Consider the following 18,880-nt stretch of genomic DNA (forward strand, 5'->3'; position numbering starts at 1 on the left):
TAGTACCTGGATGTAATAAACTAAGATTTGATCCTACGTGACCAGACTTAACACGAACGATATTTGCTGGGCTTACACCCAGCCTATGCCCTATTACAAGCTGTAATACAACTCAAACTCATATGGGTGAGTTAAGCTTCTGATTTTAGAAATTTCTTCTCTTTTCATGTTGATGTAGTTATTAATAAAATCACGAGAAAACACATCACCTTGTAATAAGAATTCATGATCAGCTGCCAAGCTATCTATAGCTTGCTCCAGTGAGGCGCTCACTGTAGGTACGTCGACTAACTCTTCTGGTGGTAAATCATAAAGATCTTTATCCATAGGTTGACCTGGATGAATCTTGTTTTGAATACCATCTAAGCCAGCCATCATCATCGCTGAAAATGCAAGATAGGGGTTCGCAGTAGGATCAGGGAAACGCACTTCAATACGGCGGGCCTTAGGACTACTTACATGAGGAATACGAATTGCCGCAGAACGGTTCCTTGCCGAATAAGCTAATAACACCGGAGCTTCAAAACCAGGAACAAGACGTTTGTAGCTGTTTGTTGATGGGTTTGTAAATGCATTTAATGCACGTGCATGCTTAATGATACCGCCAATGTAATACAAGGCCATTTCAGAAAGTCCGGCATATTGATCGCCAGAGAATAAGTTTTGCCCATCTTTAGCTAAAGACTGGTGGCAATGCATACCACTTCCATTATCCCCTACTAGAGGTTTAGGCATAAACGTAGCAGTTTTCCCATAATTGTGAGCTACATTATGAATTACATATTTTAAAATCTGTAATCGGTCCGCTTTATCGGTTAATGAGCTAAAACGAGTTGCTAATTCGCATTGATTTGCTGTTGCTACTTCGTGATGATGTGCTTCCACTACTTCACCAAGTGACTCAAGCGTTAAGCACATAGCAGAACGGATGTCATGTGATGAATCAACTGGTGGAACAGGGAAATAACCACCTTTTATTGAAGGACGATGACCAATATTTCCACCCTCCATCTCTTTAGATGAACTCCACTCAGCCTCTTCCGAATCAATTTTATAAAAAGATCCAGAAATACTTGTTTGCCATTGCACGCTATCGAATATAAAGAACTCTGGCTCTGGTCCAAAGAATGCCTGGTCTGCAATACCTGTAGATTGTAAATAAGCTTCTGCACGTTTTGCCAAGGATCTGGGGCAACGCTCATAGCCCATCATTGTTTTAGGATCGACCACATCACAACGGATAAATAAAGTATTATCTTGAAAGAAGGGATCAAATTTAATTGTTTCCATATCGGGAATTAAGGCTAAATCTGATTGATGAATTTTTTGCCAACCTTTGAATGAAGAGCCATCAATCATTTTACCATTTTCAATTAAATCATCATCCACACAAGAAATAGGAACAGTAATGTGCTGCTCTTTTCCTCGTATGTCTGTAAATCGTAGATCTATAAACTTGGCATCATGTTCCTTAATTGCCTCAAGTAGTGCTTTTTTGCTCATTTATCATTCTCCAGGATAGTCTGAACATAGTGTACCTTAAGTGACTTATTAAACCCAATAGATTAGACTCTATAGTTTTACATTAGTTAAACCATAAAATAATGGGTGCTTATCAATATCAAGCGTTAAAAAAAAATGGCAGCACAAGTAAAGGAGTGCTGGAAGCCGACTCAGAACGCCATGCACGCCAATTATTACGTGATCAAGGATTGATTCCCACCCATATTCAGGTGCTAACCCAACAACGATCCGGTAGTAGTGGCAGCAGCAAGGGCAAAATCTCAGCCGCCGATCTTTCCCTATTTACTCGCCAGTTAGCTACCTTATTAGCCGCAGGAATTCCTGTTGAAGAATCCTTGCGCGGAGTCAGTGAACAAACTGAAAAAGATAAAGTGCGCGAGCTTATTATCGGAGTACGAGCCAAAGTATTGGAAGGTTATGGTTTAGCGCAGGCAATGTCCCAATACCCTCAGGCATTTCCTGAATTATACCGCTCTACGGTAGGTGCTGGAGAGCAAACAGGGCACCTCGATGTAGTCCTGGAAAAACTTGCAGATTATACGGAAAACCAACAACAAACTCGCCAGAAAGTCCAACAAGCGTTGATCTATCCAGCGATTATGATTCTCGTTTCTATAGGCATTATTTCCTTTTTGCTAAGCTTTGTGGTTCCTAAAATTATTGAGGTATTCACCAGTAGCGGACAAACCCTACCCGGGATGACTGAGGTATTAATTAGTATCAGCAATTTCGTAAAATCCTATGGTTTATACGCGTTACTTGGCGTTATTTTGATTCTTTATGCCTTTAAGAAAAGCCTGAACAATATAAAGGTTAAAACTGTTTGGCATCGTTTGCTGCTTAAATTACCCATTGTTTCCTATTTAGTAAAAACCATTAACGTCGCTCGCTACATTCACACTTTCGGTATTTTATTTGCCGCAGGGGTCAGCGTTTTGGAAACCATGCGCGTTTCTGCAAGTCTGGTAACAAACTTAGTAATGAGACAAGCTTTCGATGCAGCAACTATTAAGGTACGTGAGGGCTCAGGAATAAGTGAAGCCCTTAGAGAAACAGGCTTTATTAGTCCTATGGCCATCCATTTAATATCCAGTGGAGAAAAAAGCGGACAACTTTCATCAATGATGGAACGTTCTGCCAGTCACTTAGATAATGAAGTAAAACGTCTTATTGATACCTCATTAACCTTATTAGAGCCTTTAGTTATCTTATTGATGGGAGCAGTTGTTCTATTTATCGTTTTAGCAACATTATTACCTATTTTCTCGATGGAACAATTGATAACATAGAAAAGGATTTTCACTCAATTTAGCCTTTATTAAATAGCAGGAGTAACATGAACAGACAAAAAGGTTTTTCCTTAATTGAAATTATGGTGGTTGTGGTCATTTTAGGTATTTTGGCCTCCATTGTTGTACCCAAAATTATGGGTCGTCCGGATGAAGCTCGCCGAGTCAAAGCAAAACAAGACGTTCTCGCGATTCAAAATGCCCTGGATTTATATAAATTGGATAATGGCAATTACCCAACCACGGACCAAGGTTTAATGGCATTAGTAGAAAAGCCAACGTCTAATCCCATTCCTCATAATTGGAAACAATATTTAAAATCACTTCCTAAAGATCCATGGAATAGAGATTACCTTTATTTGAATCCTGGTCAGCATGGTGATGTAGACGTCTTTACCTATGGAGCTGAAGGCCAACCCGGCGGTACTGGCATCAATGCAGAAATTGGTAACTGGGATGAGAAATAATCGAGGTTTCACCCTTATTGAAATTATGATCGTCATTGTGATTATAGGCATTACCGTTGGTTTTGCCTTAATCGCATTTGGTGATTTCGGTGAAAGTAAGCGCATTCAATTTGCTGCAGAGCAATTAGTAAACACGATGCGCCTTGCCCAACAACAAGCTATTTTAGAAACAAGCACCTTAGGCTTGCGCATTGATAGTAAGAGTTACCAGGTTCTGCAATTACAAGGTTCTCAATGGAGCCCCATGTCGAATAAGGGAATTTTTAAGATAATTAATTTTCCACATAATACCTTAATTACATTGAATGCATCTCATCGCACCACTATAGGAACTCCTCCCATTATCATCACGGCCTCGGGTGATATGACGCCTTTTACTATAAGTTTTGGTAGTACGAAGGAAGGTCAGCTTGTAGTCCTTACTGGCACTCGTAATGGAGATTTGAAACTTAAGGCGGCGAATACCAAATGAGAATGCACCGCAAAGCTTCTGGGTTTACCTTAATTGAGGTTTTGTTAGCGCTTACCATTATTGCGGTAGCATTAACGGCATTGCTGAAAGCAATTGCTCAGAACGTAGAACATACACAACGTATTAAAGAAAAAACCATCAGCCATTGGGTCGCAATGCAAGGTATTGCTATGGTGCAATTAGGCCTATTGCAAATTAACCAAAGTCAGGAAACCACTCAGGATACAACGATGCTGGGTGAACATTGGTATTGGCGTGCAAAAATCAGTACGACCCCAGTAAAAACCATACAACTTATCACTATATCCGTTAGTACGGAAAAAGCTGGACCATTTCGAGAGGAATTGCACGCATTTAGGTACGCGCCATGAACAAAGAATCAGGATTTACACTCATTGAAATTTTAATTGCCTTAGCAGTGTTCGCGATTATGGCTTCAATTACTTCCTCTACTTTATATTATGCCTTTAATACCCGCACTCGTGTTAATGAGCAAAGTGAACGCCTAAGCTCCTTACAACTTGCAATGAGCATCGTTCAGCAAGATATTAGCCAAACAGCCGAACGTGCAATTCGTGGAAATGACATGCGGTTATTCCCCATCTTTATTGGCCGTCCGGATTATTTAGAGTTCACCCGAGATGGTGATGTAAATCCTGGAGGTTTAGAAAAACGCAGCACCCTCAAACGAGTCGCGTTGGTTTGCGAAAATGGCACATTGCTGCGCCGAACTTGGGATAGTTTAGATCCATTTGATAGGAATACCTATGCGGATAAAGTGCTTCTTACCCACTTGAGTGATTGTCATTTTGGTTATTTAAACCAGAGTTTACAGGTATTTCCTGAATGGCGAACTGATGCGGTGAATCAGGATCAAAATAAAGAATCATTACCTAAGGCAGTGCAGGTAAATCTTAATGTGAAAAAGCTAGGTGAGCTTAATTTATTATTTATCATTCCTGGAGCACTTTATGCCAGCAGTTAATTTATCCCCTAAGTTGTCGGCACGAATGACTCTATCAAAATCACGTGGTGGTGCTTTGCTAACTGCCTTGTTCATTATGACCTTGGTAGCTATTGTGGCAACTGCTATGAGCTCGAGGCTGCAAGTTGATATTTACCGCACGCGTCTTATTATCAATCACGATAAACTGTATTTTGCCTCTCAAGCAGTCGCTTTTTGGGCAATGAGTGAGCTAGGAGATGCTAAGAAAAAATTTGCTGTTGCCGATGTTGAAGGGATGGTCCTTTCCTACCCTAAAAATATGAGTACAATTTACCCTTCCGTCACTCTAAGTGGTGGAATTTATGATTTACAAGGCCGCTTTAACCTCAATAATCTATCGAATAAAAAATATATATTAGGTTTTGTTAATTTTATTGGTGCCACGGCAGCGCAGATGACTGCGACTGAAAAAATGGGGTTGGCTTTAGCAATTAATAATTGGGTATCCCCTTATGATCTTGGGGTTGGCGAAGATAGCTTTCTTTCTTATTACCTCCATCAAAAACCCCCTTATCACCCCAGCCGTCAATTAATGACCAGTAGCTCTGAGCTTCGTTTAATTAAAGATGTAAGCCCGAAAATCTTTTTGGCATTACAACCCTATGTTACCGCATTGCCTGATTTAACCGCCATCAATATTAATACTGCTTCCAAACAAGTCCTAATGTCACTAAACAATACGATGAATGAACAAAGAGTTAATGAGTTACTTGAACTTCGGGGAAAAAATGGTTTTAAGCGTATAGAAAAGGCAAATGATTTATTAAAAAAAATGAATGTCGCTAACGACCAAGTTACTCTGGAAAGTGCTTATTTTCTTAGTGTGGCCCATGCATCCATAGAAAATTTTAACTTTACGGTATATACCTTGCTTAAAAGAAATCGCGATAAAAAAGGAAAAATAACAGTCAGTATCCTTCGTGAAAGTTTTAATGTTTTTTAAAGTTCAAAATAGCAATAAGGCAACACACCAAGCTGCTTTTTGTTAAAGAAGGCTTCCCTCACCTTAAAAATGCCTCATTTTTTATCGCGCCGCCCAAATTTATGTAAGTTACTTTTTTTATTGAATAAATTGACAAAATAAAACACGTCACGCTAAACTCCCGCCCCCTCAAGGTAAATACTTGAGAACAAAAGCAAAATAAATAATGCAACAAGACTTCTCATATTTACGATATTAAAATTTATTAAATTTTTATATTTTAAATATTAATTTTTAACTGAAAGGACATCATGACTTCCCAATCAATTAATTTACTTGAAATGGTCCAAAAATGCCCTTCCTTATTGGAAACATTTTCTGTTGAAGAATTAAGTCTCTTATTTAGCTCCAGCCAAGAGTGGCAAAATTTCATCAAAGAGTACTACCACGGCTCCTGGCTTTTAACGGCTATTAATCCTAATGCAGCAATACCATACAAAACGGACAATCTAATAATACTGAGAGAAGTCGAGAGGGAACATTTAGCTAATTACCTCCATAAGCTTAATAGCCTAAACCTACCTACGGAGCGGCTCCCCTGGTTAACTAATTATGCCCCAGCATTTATTAAGTGGATGCAGCAATGTGCCTATTTAAAACATTACCCTCTCATTAATGAGTTACTCCAGCTTGTACGCAAATCTCCCCAAAAAATCACCCTTACAAATAAGGTTTTTTCAAGTCCTTGGTGTTCGAGTTTTACCCTGGATTCACCTTGGCCAGAGAATGAGGGTTCTACAGTACCTTTTTATTGGTTACTTATTCAATATAATCAAATAGACTTACTAAAAAAACGTAGAGCTCTCGAACCACAAATTTCCATTGACTTAAATATAACGCCGTGCGACGACAATCATCAAGATCATGGGATCACCTTAGCTTGGCTGCTTGCCCGAGTTAACCGGATTAATTTACTGGAAAAGTTTAGAGGCCTGCAACCAGACCTAGTCATTGATTTAAATGCAGCACCAACTAACCCTGAGCATTCCTGCTATGGAATCACCCTGGCTTGGTGGCTTGTTGCAAACAATCAAATTGATTATCTGAAATATCTTAGAAACTTACAGCCACAATCACGCGTTGATTTAAGTGGAGCGCCAATGCAACATAATGGTCAGTATTATGGGATCCCCGTAGCCTGGTGGCTTGCTTCTCATGATATAGAGCTATTACAAGAGCTTATAGCCGAACAACCCCACACAATCTTCGATTTGAATATCTTCCCTCCTGATCCCGATAGCCCGGATCATGGCATAACCCTAGGTTGGATGCTTGCCGGCCATAATAAAATTGATTTATTACAAACACTTGGGGGTCGTCATCTTGAAACGGTCCTTGATCTAAATGCTAAACCAACCCAATCTCGTCACCTTCATCATGGAATTACGCTAGCTTGGTGGCTTGCTAAACACAATCGAATCGAGTTATTAAAAGCGCTTATTAACCAACAACATGAAGTCGTTAATTTAAATGCAGCCCCCACTCACCTCGATAATGAAGACCATGGGATTACTTTGGCTTGGTGGCTAGTCAAACACAATCAAATCGAGTTATTGCAAACACTCAGAGCCCAGCAACCACAGGCAGCAATTGACTTAAGAGCAGCCCCTACTAATTCGGATAATGAAGACCATGGAGTTACTCTGGAGCAAATGCTTGGAGACAGGCAATTAAATCCATTGCCATCCTTCGCGCAAACAACTTTTTCCTTCTTCAACTCGACAACAAACCGTACAGATAATAACTTAGCGAATGATAAGCCTGAATCTGAAGATGCGGAAATGAGCCCGTGAGGTTTGGTCTGACACAGCTTGCCGCTGAGTAACTTCTTTATGTTATTTCCAAAAATAATCAAGGCCCTCCTTTGCAGATACAAGCCAGATGCTGGAGAGCCTTCACTCCTCTGGACACGTTTTATCTGTCTTAAAAGAAGTGCAAATCTAAAGGGCCTTATGTAAAATTTTTATACTACACTTTGATAAATATCTTACATAACGCAAATCATTTGCTCTGGAGAACTAATGACGACGTATGTATTCCCAGGACAGGGCTCTCAATCTTTAGGAATGGGAAAGGACTTATTTAAGGATTTTATCCAGCTAACTAAAGAGGCCGATGAAATTCTGGGATATTCCCTTACCCAATTATGCTTGGAAGATCCGCAAAAAGTACTCAATAATACCCTATATACCCAACCAGCACTATTTACTGTAAACGTCCTATCCTTCTTAAAAAAGCTACAGGAAAATGATAAACAACCCGACTTTCTTATGGGGCATAGTTTGGGAGAATACAACGCGCTATTTGCTTCAGGAGTATTTGATTTTGCGACTGGACTACGAATTGTTAAAAAACGTGGGGAATTAATGAGTGCTGTAAATAATGGTTCTATGGCAGCCATTATTGGCAAAAAAGAAGAAGAAGTTGAGCAAATTTTGCACGAAAATCATTTAACAGCACTGTCAATTGCTAGTTACAACTCCTACACCCAAATTGTCATCTCAGGCCCCAAGCAACTAATTGATCAAGCAGGAGAGATTTTTAAAAATTATAAGAGAACCCTCTATATTCCACTTAATGTAAGTGGTGCTTTCCACTCATCAGAAATGAACGATGCCAGAAACCAATTTGCTGAGTTTTTACAGCAGTTTAACTTTTCAGCCCCTAAAACGCCTGTAATCGCAAACATTAACGCCATGCCGTACAAGGAGAGCAATATCCGTCAAAATTTAACAGAACAAATAAGCCATCCTGTACGTTGGACTCAGGGAGTTGAATACTTACTTGCCTTAGGGGAGCATGATTTTGAAGAGATTGGCCCCGGCGTAGTGTTACGTGGTTTAATTAATCGAATTAAAAACAATCAATAAATCTTTCCTCTTATCTAAAAATAATCCCTTTTCCCCTACCAGCGGGATTGATGTATCTAAACAACTTCCATCTCCAGTCTATAATTTATATATATTGCTCAATTTATAATCACATCTCTATTAATCTATAAAGTGAGACTTATTATGAAAACTTTATACGAGCCAACTGGAAACGGAAGATCAAGCCAACCGAAACTACACAGCGATATCTGCCGATGTGCTTTATGCATGAAAAGTAAAATACCTGACAATATTGCGCAGGAGCATACGAAAGGTTTAAAAGCAACCATGGTTGATAGGCGAGATCCGGATGTAGAAGGCAGCAAACCTTTAATGAAAGCAACTCAAGCCCATGCCATACTGAAAGCAGGAACAACTATTAATATGCTGGAAGCAACAGGAATTCCTGAAGAGCTTTTGCCTGATCGAAGTGGCAGCATTCATATAACTGCCCCCCAAGAGCTAACAATAAAAGCATCATGGAAAAACAAAAGTGAAGAAACAGCCAAAAGTGGGCGTAATGCCAGTGTTTTTGGCAATTTAGGCGTTTTGCTAATTCCTCCTAGTGTAAAAATCGTTGATATTCCTAAAATGAGTGCATTAGCTGTGCCTGCCAAATTTCTAGAAAAATATGGAGCCGAGCTTATCCCGCTTAGTGAATCGTTTACTTTGGATGCTGTAGACGATGAGGAGCTAGAAAATCTCTATCTCGTTCAATACGATTGGGATCCCGATTACATTCAAAATTATGTTATGAAACTGCAAGGGGGTGGCGGTTTATTTGTAGAAACTCATCCCTTCCCTCATGTGTTCACACCCTTATCTCCTGACTGTAAGGGGGCATTAATTTTAGGCGTCGATCGACATGACGGCTCTTTTGATTTTGCTGCCTTTGAAATACCATTTGGATATACCATGAAGATTGGCAGTAATGTGATTCATGGAGACTCCTTTTTTGTTGGTCCTTATGCTATCGCCTTAACTGAAACAGAACTAGCGGACTCAGTAATTTTAAAACAAGAAACCCCTGAGCGTAATGTACAGCAAGTTATTCAAAGCTCTGTTCATACATTCTCCCTACCCTTATTAATGGAACACCGCTTATCTAGCGAAGTTAACGAGCGAATGCAAAAATTAAATAATGAGCTGATGGTTAAGAAAATTCGCCATGAAGGCGCAAAAGGAAAAGGACTGAGTTTTTTCCAACATTTACCCGGAGAGGTGTTATCCGAGGTGAGAGATCTCTCTGCTGAGGCGCAAGAAGCTTATGATCAGCGATATGGATTAGTACCTTATATTTCGAAATAACTTCAAAAATATAGGGATATGAGGCATAAACAGCGAGGGATATTCTGTGAAACACGTATTAATTCGTGCTCTATCCAGACTCCTTCGCCCTAAGCTCCTGTATTTTTAATACCTATTTGGTTATTATCATCGCAATGATTTGGATACATCCCAGTACGAACTATTTTTTATCTTCTTCATCCTTTGGCGGCTCAGGTGTAAACTTCTTCACTAATTTATCAGCCTCTTTTAAATCCTGCTCGGATAATTTACCTTTTAACTGCTTTAGTTCTTTAACCGCTGTAGGGTATTTACCATTGGATGCTAACTTATACCAGGCATAAGCGGTAACCCAGTTCTTTTCTACCCCAAGGCCTGCCAAATACATATACCCTAACTTTGCCTGCCCCATCGGATTACCTTGAGCAGCAGATTTTGTAAACCAATAAGCAGCCTGTTCGTAATCTTTATCTATTCCAGTTCCGGTCAATAATAATTGGCCTAGTTGGGCTTGAGCATCAGCTTCTCCTGCTTGAGCGGCAACTTGATACCAATAAGCAGCCTTTTGCGCATCTGCCTCAACGCCAAGTCCATTGAGATAATAATAAGCTAAATAGTCTGCTGCTTTAGTATGACCTTGATTCGCAGCCTGGGAAAACCAATAAAAAGCGGAGCTATCATCTGCGGCCACACCGGCTTGTTGCCCTGTATAAAGTAACCCGAGGCTGTACTGCGCTCGCGCATCTCCTTGCTCTCCTGCTTTTTGATACCAATAAAGAGCCTGATTTACATTTTTCTCTGTACCAATACCCATAATATAAGCATAGGCAAGATTGACTTGAGCCTTGACATAGCCTTGTTGGGCGGATTTTTTAAACCATAATAATGCAGTTTTAAAGTTCTGTTTAACACCATCCCCTGTAGAATACATTAATCCTACGTTACGTTGCGCCACCGGATTGCCTTGCTGCGCAGCCTTCATATACCATTTGAACGCTTCGCCAAAATTCTGCTTCACACCTTCGCCTAAATCATATAAAAATCCTAGACTTAATTGAGCTAATGCATAATTTTTATCTGCTGATTTTTGATACCAGGTTAATGCTTCGGTGGGGTTTTTATTAATTCCCTGCCCATATTGGTACATACGCCCTACTAAATACATTGCTTCGGCCTTCCCATCGCGGGCTGCTTTCATCAAATGAGGATAGGCAGTCGTATAATCTCCATTTTCAAAGGCTGTAAAGCCAACAATCTCATCTGCATACGCAACATTAATCATTAATAACATTGCGAGAATTAGATTGCGCATACCGACTCCATTCATGTCCTTATATATTAAAATAGTAGAGTATTGAACCAACAAAGCAAGTTTTTATACTAACAATGATTTATGCGCGATGGGAGGTGAGGATTTAACATAGAAAAGAAAATCTAAATATTGAGGGACGAAATAACGAAGCAGCTTAGAAGCCCGTGGCACAGAACCCTGGGTTGTTTCTCTACGTTCGCAATTGCGAGGAACGTAGTGACGAAGCAACCCATGAGTTGGTAGCACCGAACCTTGGATTGCCTCACTTCTTTAAGCCTTAGCTTATTTTCCAGCAAGCATCATTTTGCCAATTAAGATGGAGCCACAGCGTGTCGCAATGTTAGGATTAATATCACTACCCACCGCAAGAATAGACTGGAACATTTCTTTTAAATTACCTGCAATAGTAACCTCATCAACAGGAAATTGAATTTCGCCATTTTCTACCCAATAACCACTCGCTCCTCGTGAATAATCACCAGTAACTCCATTAACACCCTGTCCCATTAGCTCCGTAACTAATAAGCCAGTCCCCATCCTTTTCATCAAGTCAGAAAGATCACCTGCAGTAGGGTCAATAGTTAAATTATGAACACCATCACTATTGGCTGTAGTTTTTAACCCCAAACGACGTGCCGAATAACTTCCTAACACATACTGCTTTACTCGGCCCTTTTCAATAATATGATTTGGACGAGTTGGAACCCCCTCCCCATCAAAAGGTGAGCTGCCTAAGGCTCCTGGCAAGTGCGGCTGCTCGTAAACATTAATGAACTCAGGAAAAATTTGTTGGCCAATTGAATCTAATAGGAATGTATTTTTGCGATATAAGTTAGAACCGCTAATCGCATTAATTAAGCTGCCAAATAATCCACTAGATACACGTGAGGAAAAAATAACAGGTACTGTTTGTGTTTCAACCTGCTTAGCCCCTAAACGGCTTAAAGCGCGCTCTACCGCATTGCGCGCAATAAGGTGGGGGTCAATAAGATCTTTAGCATTTCGCACTGTTGTATAATCATAGTCCCTTTGCATTTCTTCACCGTCTGCAGCAATGAGTGAGCAACTTAAACTATGGCGAGTGCTGTGAATAAAACCTGAACCCCCATTAGTATTCGCAAAACCATGATGTGATTCATAGCTCGAAACATTCACACCATCGGAATTGGTAATGCGCTTATCTAAAGATAGAGCATGTGATTCACACTTCATCGCTAACTCAATAGCTTGCTCTGGGTTAATGTCCCAAGGATGGTATAAATCCAAATCCGGATATTCGGTAGTCATTAATTCCTTATCAGCCAAACCAAAACACGGATCTTCAGCGCTAACACGAGCAATATCACAAGCAGCCTTAACCATAGCATGTAACGCAGCCGGTGAAATATCAGTGCTGCTTGCCCCCCCTTTACGTTGACCAATATAAACCGTTAGACCAACACCTTTATCTTCGCTAAATGCTACTGTCTCTACTGCGCCCATACGTACATCGACAGAAAAACCGCGATCATTATTCACGGCCACCGCAGCATCCGTTGCGCCCTCTTTTTTAGCAAGCTCCAGCACGTCATTCATCAATTGAGTTAATTCTATTGTTGACTTATGTACTTCACTATTGTTATGTTGCGTTCTAATTTGCATAAAAAATTCCATGGTGTTGAATGATGCAAATAAGGATACAATAACATGTCTTCGCAAACCAATAATTATGCTGAAAACAAATCATTTTTGTTTTATTTGCTGTTTTTTCTGGCCAGCCTGTTGACTCCAGTTTACGCGTATTCGGCAGGAAATTGGCAAGAATTAAGCCCTGGTATTGAATATAAAGACCTTGCGGGAGGGTTGCTCGCGCCCTGGTCTCATATTTATGCATTTCGCATTGATCTTAACAAAAATAAGCTGGCGATTGTCAGCGCTAAATCCCTATCGCTCAAAAATGCGTCAGCAGATCAGTTTGCTGTACACAGCCAAGCCTTGCTCAGCATTAATGGCGGTTTTTTTGATCACCTATTTAATCCTCTAGGATTAAGAATTAATGATTATCGCCTGGAAAACCCTCTAAAACGCATCAGTTGGTGGGGAGTCTTCTATGTTAAACAAAATAAAGCTTATATTTCTAGCCTGAATCGTTTCCGTTATGATGATGCAATTAGCTTTGCTATGCAAAGTGGGCCTCGATTACTGGTTAAAGGCAGAATTCCTTCATTGAAACCAGGAGAAGCTGATCGCTCAGCCTTAGGCATTACCGCCAAAGGAAAGGTTATTATTCTCGTTTCAACCAATGCCGCCATGTCTACTAACAAATTAGCGCGTTTGCTAAAAGCCCCTCCTTTATCTTGTGTTGATGCCATCAACCTCGATGGTGGAAGTTCAAGTCAGCTTTATGCTCATATTGGCTCATTTAAACTCAACGTCCATAGTTTTTCGAATGTTAGTGATGCAATTATCGTAAAAAAAGCATAGAATCGCCGCCCTTGTGTAAGATCGTAGCCTGGATGGAGCGAAGCGCAATCCGGGATCCGCAGTGGTCCCGATTACGCCTAAGGGGATAAATTTGTACAGCAATAAAAAAATATAAAAACACACAAGTTATCCACAATATACTCCCAATTTATTCTATTGACCCCTACATGAAAACACATTATCTTGTATCTAAGGCGCGAAAAATATCTACATATTGGGTTTTCTGCTATAATCTAATTAATAGTGAATAAAATTCGCTCGACAACTGATAACAACCATACGAGGTGGAGAAAAAATGTCCGCAATTCTTGATCCGGTAAATGATGTGCCGCTAACGAGTCAACTGGAATTGACAGCTAATGCTCCAGGTGTGCTTAAAACAATTAAACGTAACGGCAAAGTCGTGAATTACGATGACTCTAAAATTAAAGTTGCGATTACCAAAGCATTTATCGCCAATGAAGGTGGTACAGCTCCTACTTCAGATCGTATTCATGAACAGATTGAAGAATTAACTCGTCAAATTACCCAAGCATTTAAGCGCCGCTTACCTACTGGTGGTGCAATTCATATTGAAGATATTCAGGATCAAGTTGAATTAGCGCTGATGCGCAGTGGTCATTACAAAGTTGCTCGTGCCTATGTACTTTATCGCGAAGAACACCGTCTTGCGCGCCAGGCGGAACTTAAACAACAAGCTAGCGATAATAAAACACTATTAATTACTATGCCTGATGGGGAATTAAGACCATTAGACATGGAGCGTGTGAATACAATTGTTAACGAATCGTGCCGCGACTTGGCCCATGTTACTGCAGAACCAGTAATTAAAGATGCAATGCGCAATCTTTATAATCAAGCGAAATTTGAAGACGTACATAAAGCCTTAATTATGGCAGCTCGTACTCTAATTGAAAAAGAACCCAACTACACCTATGTAAGTGCTCGTTTGTTATTAGATACTTTGCGTATGGAAGCACTCAGCAAATTAAACATTAAAGGAGATGCTACCTTTGACGAAATGGCAACCCTTTATCCAGACTACTTTAAGACTTATATTGGTCATGGTATCCATCAAGGTCTACTTGATGCCAAAATGGCTGACTTTGACTTAGATAAACTAGGTAAAGCCTTATTACCTCAGCGTGATATGCAATTTACCTATTTAAGCCTGCAAACATTATATGACCGCTATTTCCTACATGAGCATGGCGTACGTTATGAATTACCACAGGCCTTTTTCATGCGTGTTGCTATGGGTCTTGCAATGCGTGAACAAAATAAAGAAGAAAAAGCGATTGAGTTCTACTTGTTACTTTCTTCTTTTGACTACATGTCTTCAACGCCAACGCTGTTTAACTCAGGTACTGTTCGCCCACAATTATCTAGCTGTTATTTAACAACAGTGCCCGATCATTTAGATGGTATTTACAGTGCAATTAAAGACAATGCCCTACTTTCAAAATTTGCCGGCGGATTGGGTAACGACTGGACTCCGGTGCGTGCTATGGGTTCTCACATTAAAGGAACCAATGGTAAATCCCAGGGGGTTGTTCCTTTCTTAAACGTTGCCGATGCTACAGCCGTTGCGGTAAACCAAGGTGGTAAGCGTAAAGGTGCTGTGTGTGCGTACTTAGAATGCTGGCATAAAGACGTAGAAGAGTTTCTCGATCTAAGAAAAAATACTGGGGACGACCGTCGCCGTACTCATGATATGAATACTGCAATTTGGATCCCAGATTTATTCATGATGCGTGTTCGTGAAGAAGGAGAATGGACGTTATTCTCTCCTGATGAAGTACCCGAGCTCCACGATTGCTATGGTAAAGAATTTGAAGCGCTATATAAAGAGTATGAAGCCAAAGCACGTCAAGGCATCATTAAAAACAGCAAAACGCTTCCTGCTGTGAAATTATGGCGCCGAATGCTTTCCATGCTGTTTGAAACAGGCCATCCATGGATGACCTTTAAAGATCCATGTAACTTACGTTCACCACAGCAGCATGCGGGTGTGGTTCACAGCTCGAATTTATGTACTGAAATTACCCTGAACACTTCTGAAGAAGAAATTGCAGTATGTAACCTGGGTAGTGTTAACTTACCAGCGCACATTAAGAATGGTCAGTTAGATAAAGAGAAATTAAAACGTACGATCACCACCGCGATTCGTATGTTGGATAACGTAATCGATATCAACTACTACTCAGTACCTCAAGCACGTAACTCAAACTTGAAGCATAGACCAATTGGTTTAGGTTTAATGGGCTTCCAAGATGCCTTATACGAGCTAAAAATTGATTACGCATCTCAAGCAGCCGTTGAATTTGCTGACTCATCTATGGAGTTAATCAGCTACTATGCAATTGAAGCGTCTTGCGACTTAGCCAAAGAACGCGGTAGCTATTCAAGTTATGAAGGTTCGCTATGGAGCAAAGGTATTCTGCCTATTGATTCCATTAATTTATTGCAACAAGCTCGAAGTAAATACCTAGAGCAAGACCGTTCACAACGACTGGATTGGGAATCATTACGCATTAAAGTACGTACTCAAGGTATGCGTAACTCAAATGTGATGGCAATTGCCCCTACAGCTACAATTTCCAATATTTGTGGTGTAGCGCAATCTATTGAGCCTACGTACCAAAACTTATATGTGAAATCAAACCTTTCCGGAGAGTTTACTGTAATCAACCCATATCTGGTTGCTGACTTAAAGGCACTGGATCTTTGGGATGAAGTAATGGTTAACGACCTAAAATATTACAATGGTAGCGTACAGCCAATCAGCCGTATTCCTGCTGAATTGAAAACACGCTATGCAACTTCATTTGAAATTGACCCAATGTGGTTAGTGGATGCAGCCTCTCGTCGCCAAAAATGGATCGATCAAGCGCAATCACTCAATATCTACATGGCTCAGCCTTCTGGTAAAAAGCTGGATCAACTGTACATGCATGCTTGGATACGTGGATTAAAGACTACTTATTACTTACGTAGTTTAGGTGCAACAAATGCTGAAAAATCCACCATTACTGATGGCGCGTTAAATGCGGTTAAAATTATCAGTGATGAACAGCCAAAAGTATGTTCCATACTCGATCCAGACTGTGAAGCCTGCCAATAATTAGGAGAATATGAATGCAAAACTTAGATACACAAAAAACAGCTCCTACTGTAGGTGCAACAGGCTATGAATCTCTTGAAATGGGTGCTGCTCGCATCCATGTAGATGACAAGCAAATTATTAATTGCCGTGCGGACTTAAACCAGCTAGTCCCATTTAAATATAAATGGGCCTGGGATAAGTACCTTGCTGCTTGTGCAAACCATTGGATGCCCAATGAAATTAACATGAGCGCTGACGTGGCTTTATGGAAAGATCCTAATGGTCTTACAGAAGATGAACGTTTGATTATCAAACGTAACCTAGGGTTTTTCTCTACCGCAGACTCTTTGGTTGCCAATAACCTGGTGCTAGCAGTATATCGCCATATCACTAACCCGGAATGCCGCCAATATCTATTGCGTCAAGCCTTCGAAGAGGCATTGCATACCCATGCGTATCAATACGTGATTGAAAGTTTAGGACTTGATGAAGCCGAAGTCTTCAACATGTACCGTGAAATTCCATCAGTGGCCACAAAAGCATCTTGGGCTCTACCCTTTACTCAAAGTTTAGGAGATGAAACCTTCCATACGGGAACGATTGAAAATGATCAGCGCTTGCTAAGAGACTTGATCGCGTTCTATGTGATTTTCGAAGGTATTTTCTTCTATGTTGGCTTTACGCAAATTCTTTCTATGGGTCGTCGTAACAAAATGGTAGGAACCTCAGAACAGTTCCAATACATTTTACGTGATGAGTCCATGCACATGAACTTTGGTATTGATGTGATTAACCAAATTAAAATTGAAAACCCACATCTATGGACGCCAGAGTTTAAAGAAGAAATTATTCAACTGATTCGCCATGGCGTTGAATTAGAATATCAATACGCGAAAGACACTATGCCCCATGGTATCTTAGGCATGAACGCAGAAATGTTTGAAGAATACCTACATTTCATTGCAAACCGTCGCCTAAGCCAAATCGGTTTACCAGAGCAATATCCTGGTGCTGAAAATCCATTCCCATGGATGAGCGAAATGTTGGATTTGAAAAAAGAGAAAAACTTCTTTGAAACCCGCGTTATTGAATACCAAGCTGGCGGAACCCTAAGCTGGGATGACGACGAGTAATCCCCATTGTAACCTGGTTGCTGTGCAACCAGGTTTCCGAAAACGAAAACTATAACAATATGTATCCGGGTTATCAGCAACTAGGCTATCCATTAACATCATTGCATAAACACTTACCAAATTATACTTCCCTTTTGCTTACACAACTGTTACATTTCTAAACGGATTAATTACACAAGAGGTGAAAAAATGGCAAAACCGTTACGCCAACAGCATCAAACCAATAATTATTTCCTACTGCAATGCATGGCAGGAATCACGGCAGCAGCATTAGCAGCCACAGCAATCGCAGCCCTTGCCGTTCTAAAATTTGGCGCTACAGCAGCAACAGCCGCAGGCTTAGCAGCAACCAATATGATGTTTGCATCCACATTTGCCGCAGCCAGCCCAATCCTTCCAATGTTTATTATGGGGGCAATTGGAGCTGTTTTCCTCTTAGCATTGCTCGGAAGTTGTGGTGGCAATAGTAATACAACAGTACGAGTCGTTCCAAACGGCCCAACTTATGGTGGCTGGGGAAGCAGCTTCTGGAGTCGTCCCACAGTTCATGTACATCATACCGGACACCACCATGGTGGACGAGTGCATCATGATGGAAGACAACATGTGGACGTACCCAATGGACCACTTAATGGATTCCCACCTTCTAATGGAAACGTACATCACCATCCTGGTGGAAATATGTCTGGTCATTTTCCCAGTGGAAATACGCATAGCCATGGCGGGCCGGGCGTGGTAGTGCATAATCAACATGGAACAACCCATAATCATAGAATGTAAATCCATTTATCTAATGCCTGTTCGATAATAATCGTCCCTGGCACAAATGATTTTGGGAATCGAGCAAAAATAAACCATCATTGCGAGTGCAGCGAAGCAACCCAGCTGAGTTTTAACAGTGTATAGCGCCGGCGTTGCTCCACTAAACTTGCAATGATACATTTACATAACTCAGAGTGATGCGTTCTA

16 protein-coding genes are annotated in these 18,880 nt (G+C 40.5%); 13 read left to right on the forward strand and 3 right to left on the reverse strand.

The window, feature by feature from the left end; translation table 11 throughout:
- Positions 1-93: 93 nt before the first annotated feature.
- Entirely contained in the window at positions 94-1,503 is a 1,410-nt protein-coding gene (gene glnA / locus BN3124_RS13615) for a type I glutamate--ammonia ligase (protein ID WP_058535323.1), read from the reverse strand.
- Positions 1,504-1,604: 101 nt separating this feature from the next.
- On the opposite strand from glnA, the gene lspF reads away from it, so the two are divergent.
- The 9 genes from lspF to BN3124_RS13660 all read left to right on the forward strand — a co-directional run bounded on the left by lspF (position 1,605) and on the right by BN3124_RS13660 (position 9,918).
- Positions 1,605-2,813 (forward strand): GspF family T2SS innner membrane protein variant LspF, encoded by a 1,209-nt coding sequence (lspF, locus tag BN3124_RS13620; protein WP_058535324.1) that lies wholly within the window; start codon positions 1,605-1,607, stop codon positions 2,811-2,813.
- 47 nt (positions 2,814-2,860) lie between these two features.
- Positions 2,861-3,280, forward strand: a complete 420-nt coding sequence (gene lspG / locus BN3124_RS13625; protein ID WP_058535325.1) for a GspG family T2SS major pseudopilin variant LspG — start codon at positions 2,861-2,863, stop codon at positions 3,278-3,280.
- The gene (gene gspH, locus BN3124_RS13630) at positions 3,270-3,752 is read left to right on the forward strand and encodes a type II secretion system minor pseudopilin GspH (RefSeq protein WP_058535326.1); all 483 of its coding nucleotides are present in this window, start codon (positions 3,270-3,272) and stop codon (positions 3,750-3,752) included. The genes lspG and gspH overlap by 11 nt, the downstream gene beginning before the upstream one ends.
- The gene (gene lspI / locus BN3124_RS13635; RefSeq protein ID WP_058535327.1) at positions 3,749-4,123 is read left to right on the forward strand and encodes a GspI family T2SS minor pseudopilin variant LspI; all 375 of its coding nucleotides are present in this window, start codon (positions 3,749-3,751) and stop codon (positions 4,121-4,123) included. The genes gspH and lspI overlap by 4 nt, the downstream gene beginning before the upstream one ends.
- Entirely contained in the window at positions 4,120-4,737 is a 618-nt protein-coding gene (gene lspJ / locus BN3124_RS13640; protein WP_058535328.1) for a GspJ family T2SS minor pseudopilin variant LspJ, read from the forward strand. Before lspI ends, lspJ begins: the two co-directional genes overlap by 4 nt.
- The gene (gene gspK, locus BN3124_RS13645) at positions 4,724-5,701 is read left to right on the forward strand and encodes a type II secretion system minor pseudopilin GspK (protein WP_058535329.1); all 978 of its coding nucleotides are present in this window, start codon (positions 4,724-4,726) and stop codon (positions 5,699-5,701) included. The genes lspJ and gspK overlap by 14 nt, the downstream gene beginning before the upstream one ends.
- Before the next feature lie 290 nt (positions 5,702-5,991).
- Positions 5,992-7,533: a hypothetical protein gene (locus BN3124_RS13650; RefSeq protein WP_058535330.1), complete on the forward strand. Its 1,542-nt coding sequence runs from the start codon at positions 5,992-5,994 to the stop codon at positions 7,531-7,533.
- Between the two features lie 228 nt (positions 7,534-7,761).
- The gene (gene fabD / locus BN3124_RS13655) at positions 7,762-8,610 is read left to right on the forward strand and encodes an ACP S-malonyltransferase (protein ID WP_058535331.1); all 849 of its coding nucleotides are present in this window, start codon (positions 7,762-7,764) and stop codon (positions 8,608-8,610) included.
- 144 nt (positions 8,611-8,754) lie between these two features.
- Positions 8,755-9,918, forward strand: a complete 1,164-nt coding sequence (locus tag BN3124_RS13660; protein WP_058535332.1) for a hypothetical protein — start codon at positions 8,755-8,757, stop codon at positions 9,916-9,918.
- A 160-nt stretch (positions 9,919-10,078) separates the two neighbouring features.
- Here BN3124_RS13660 and BN3124_RS13665 read toward each other — a convergent pair whose 3' ends face one another.
- The gene (locus BN3124_RS13665) at positions 10,079-11,209 is read right to left on the reverse strand and encodes a tetratricopeptide repeat protein (protein WP_058535333.1); all 1,131 of its coding nucleotides are present in this window, start codon (positions 11,207-11,209) and stop codon (positions 10,079-10,081) included.
- A 282-nt stretch (positions 11,210-11,491) separates the two neighbouring features.
- Positions 11,492-12,850, reverse strand: coding sequence for a metalloprotease PmbA (gene pmbA / locus BN3124_RS13670; protein ID WP_058535334.1), 1,359 nt, complete (start codon positions 12,848-12,850; stop codon positions 11,492-11,494).
- Between the two features lie 45 nt (positions 12,851-12,895).
- On the opposite strand from pmbA, the gene BN3124_RS13675 reads away from it, so the two are divergent.
- From BN3124_RS13675 to BN3124_RS13690, 4 genes are all read left to right on the forward strand, one after another.
- Positions 12,896-13,672, forward strand: coding sequence for a phosphodiester glycosidase family protein (locus tag BN3124_RS13675; RefSeq protein ID WP_058535335.1), 777 nt, complete (start codon positions 12,896-12,898; stop codon positions 13,670-13,672).
- Between the two features lie 295 nt (positions 13,673-13,967).
- Positions 13,968-16,796 carry a ribonucleoside-diphosphate reductase subunit alpha gene (locus BN3124_RS13680; RefSeq protein WP_058535336.1) on the forward strand — a complete coding sequence of 943 codons (2,829 nt, stop codon included), beginning with the start codon at positions 13,968-13,970 and terminating at the stop codon, positions 16,794-16,796.
- 14 nt (positions 16,797-16,810) lie between these two features.
- Positions 16,811-17,911 (forward strand): ribonucleotide-diphosphate reductase subunit beta, encoded by a 1,101-nt coding sequence (locus BN3124_RS13685; RefSeq protein WP_058535337.1) that lies wholly within the window; start codon positions 16,811-16,813, stop codon positions 17,909-17,911.
- 189 nt (positions 17,912-18,100) lie between these two features.
- A complete protein-coding gene (locus BN3124_RS13690) occupies positions 18,101-18,691 on the forward strand; it encodes a hypothetical protein (RefSeq protein WP_058535338.1) in 591 nt (196 codons plus the stop codon).
- Positions 18,692-18,880 lie beyond the last annotated feature (189 nt).

This window comes from Legionella saoudiensis (assembly GCF_001465875.1).
GTDB lineage: Bacteria > Pseudomonadota > Gammaproteobacteria > Legionellales > Legionellaceae > Legionella > Legionella saoudiensis.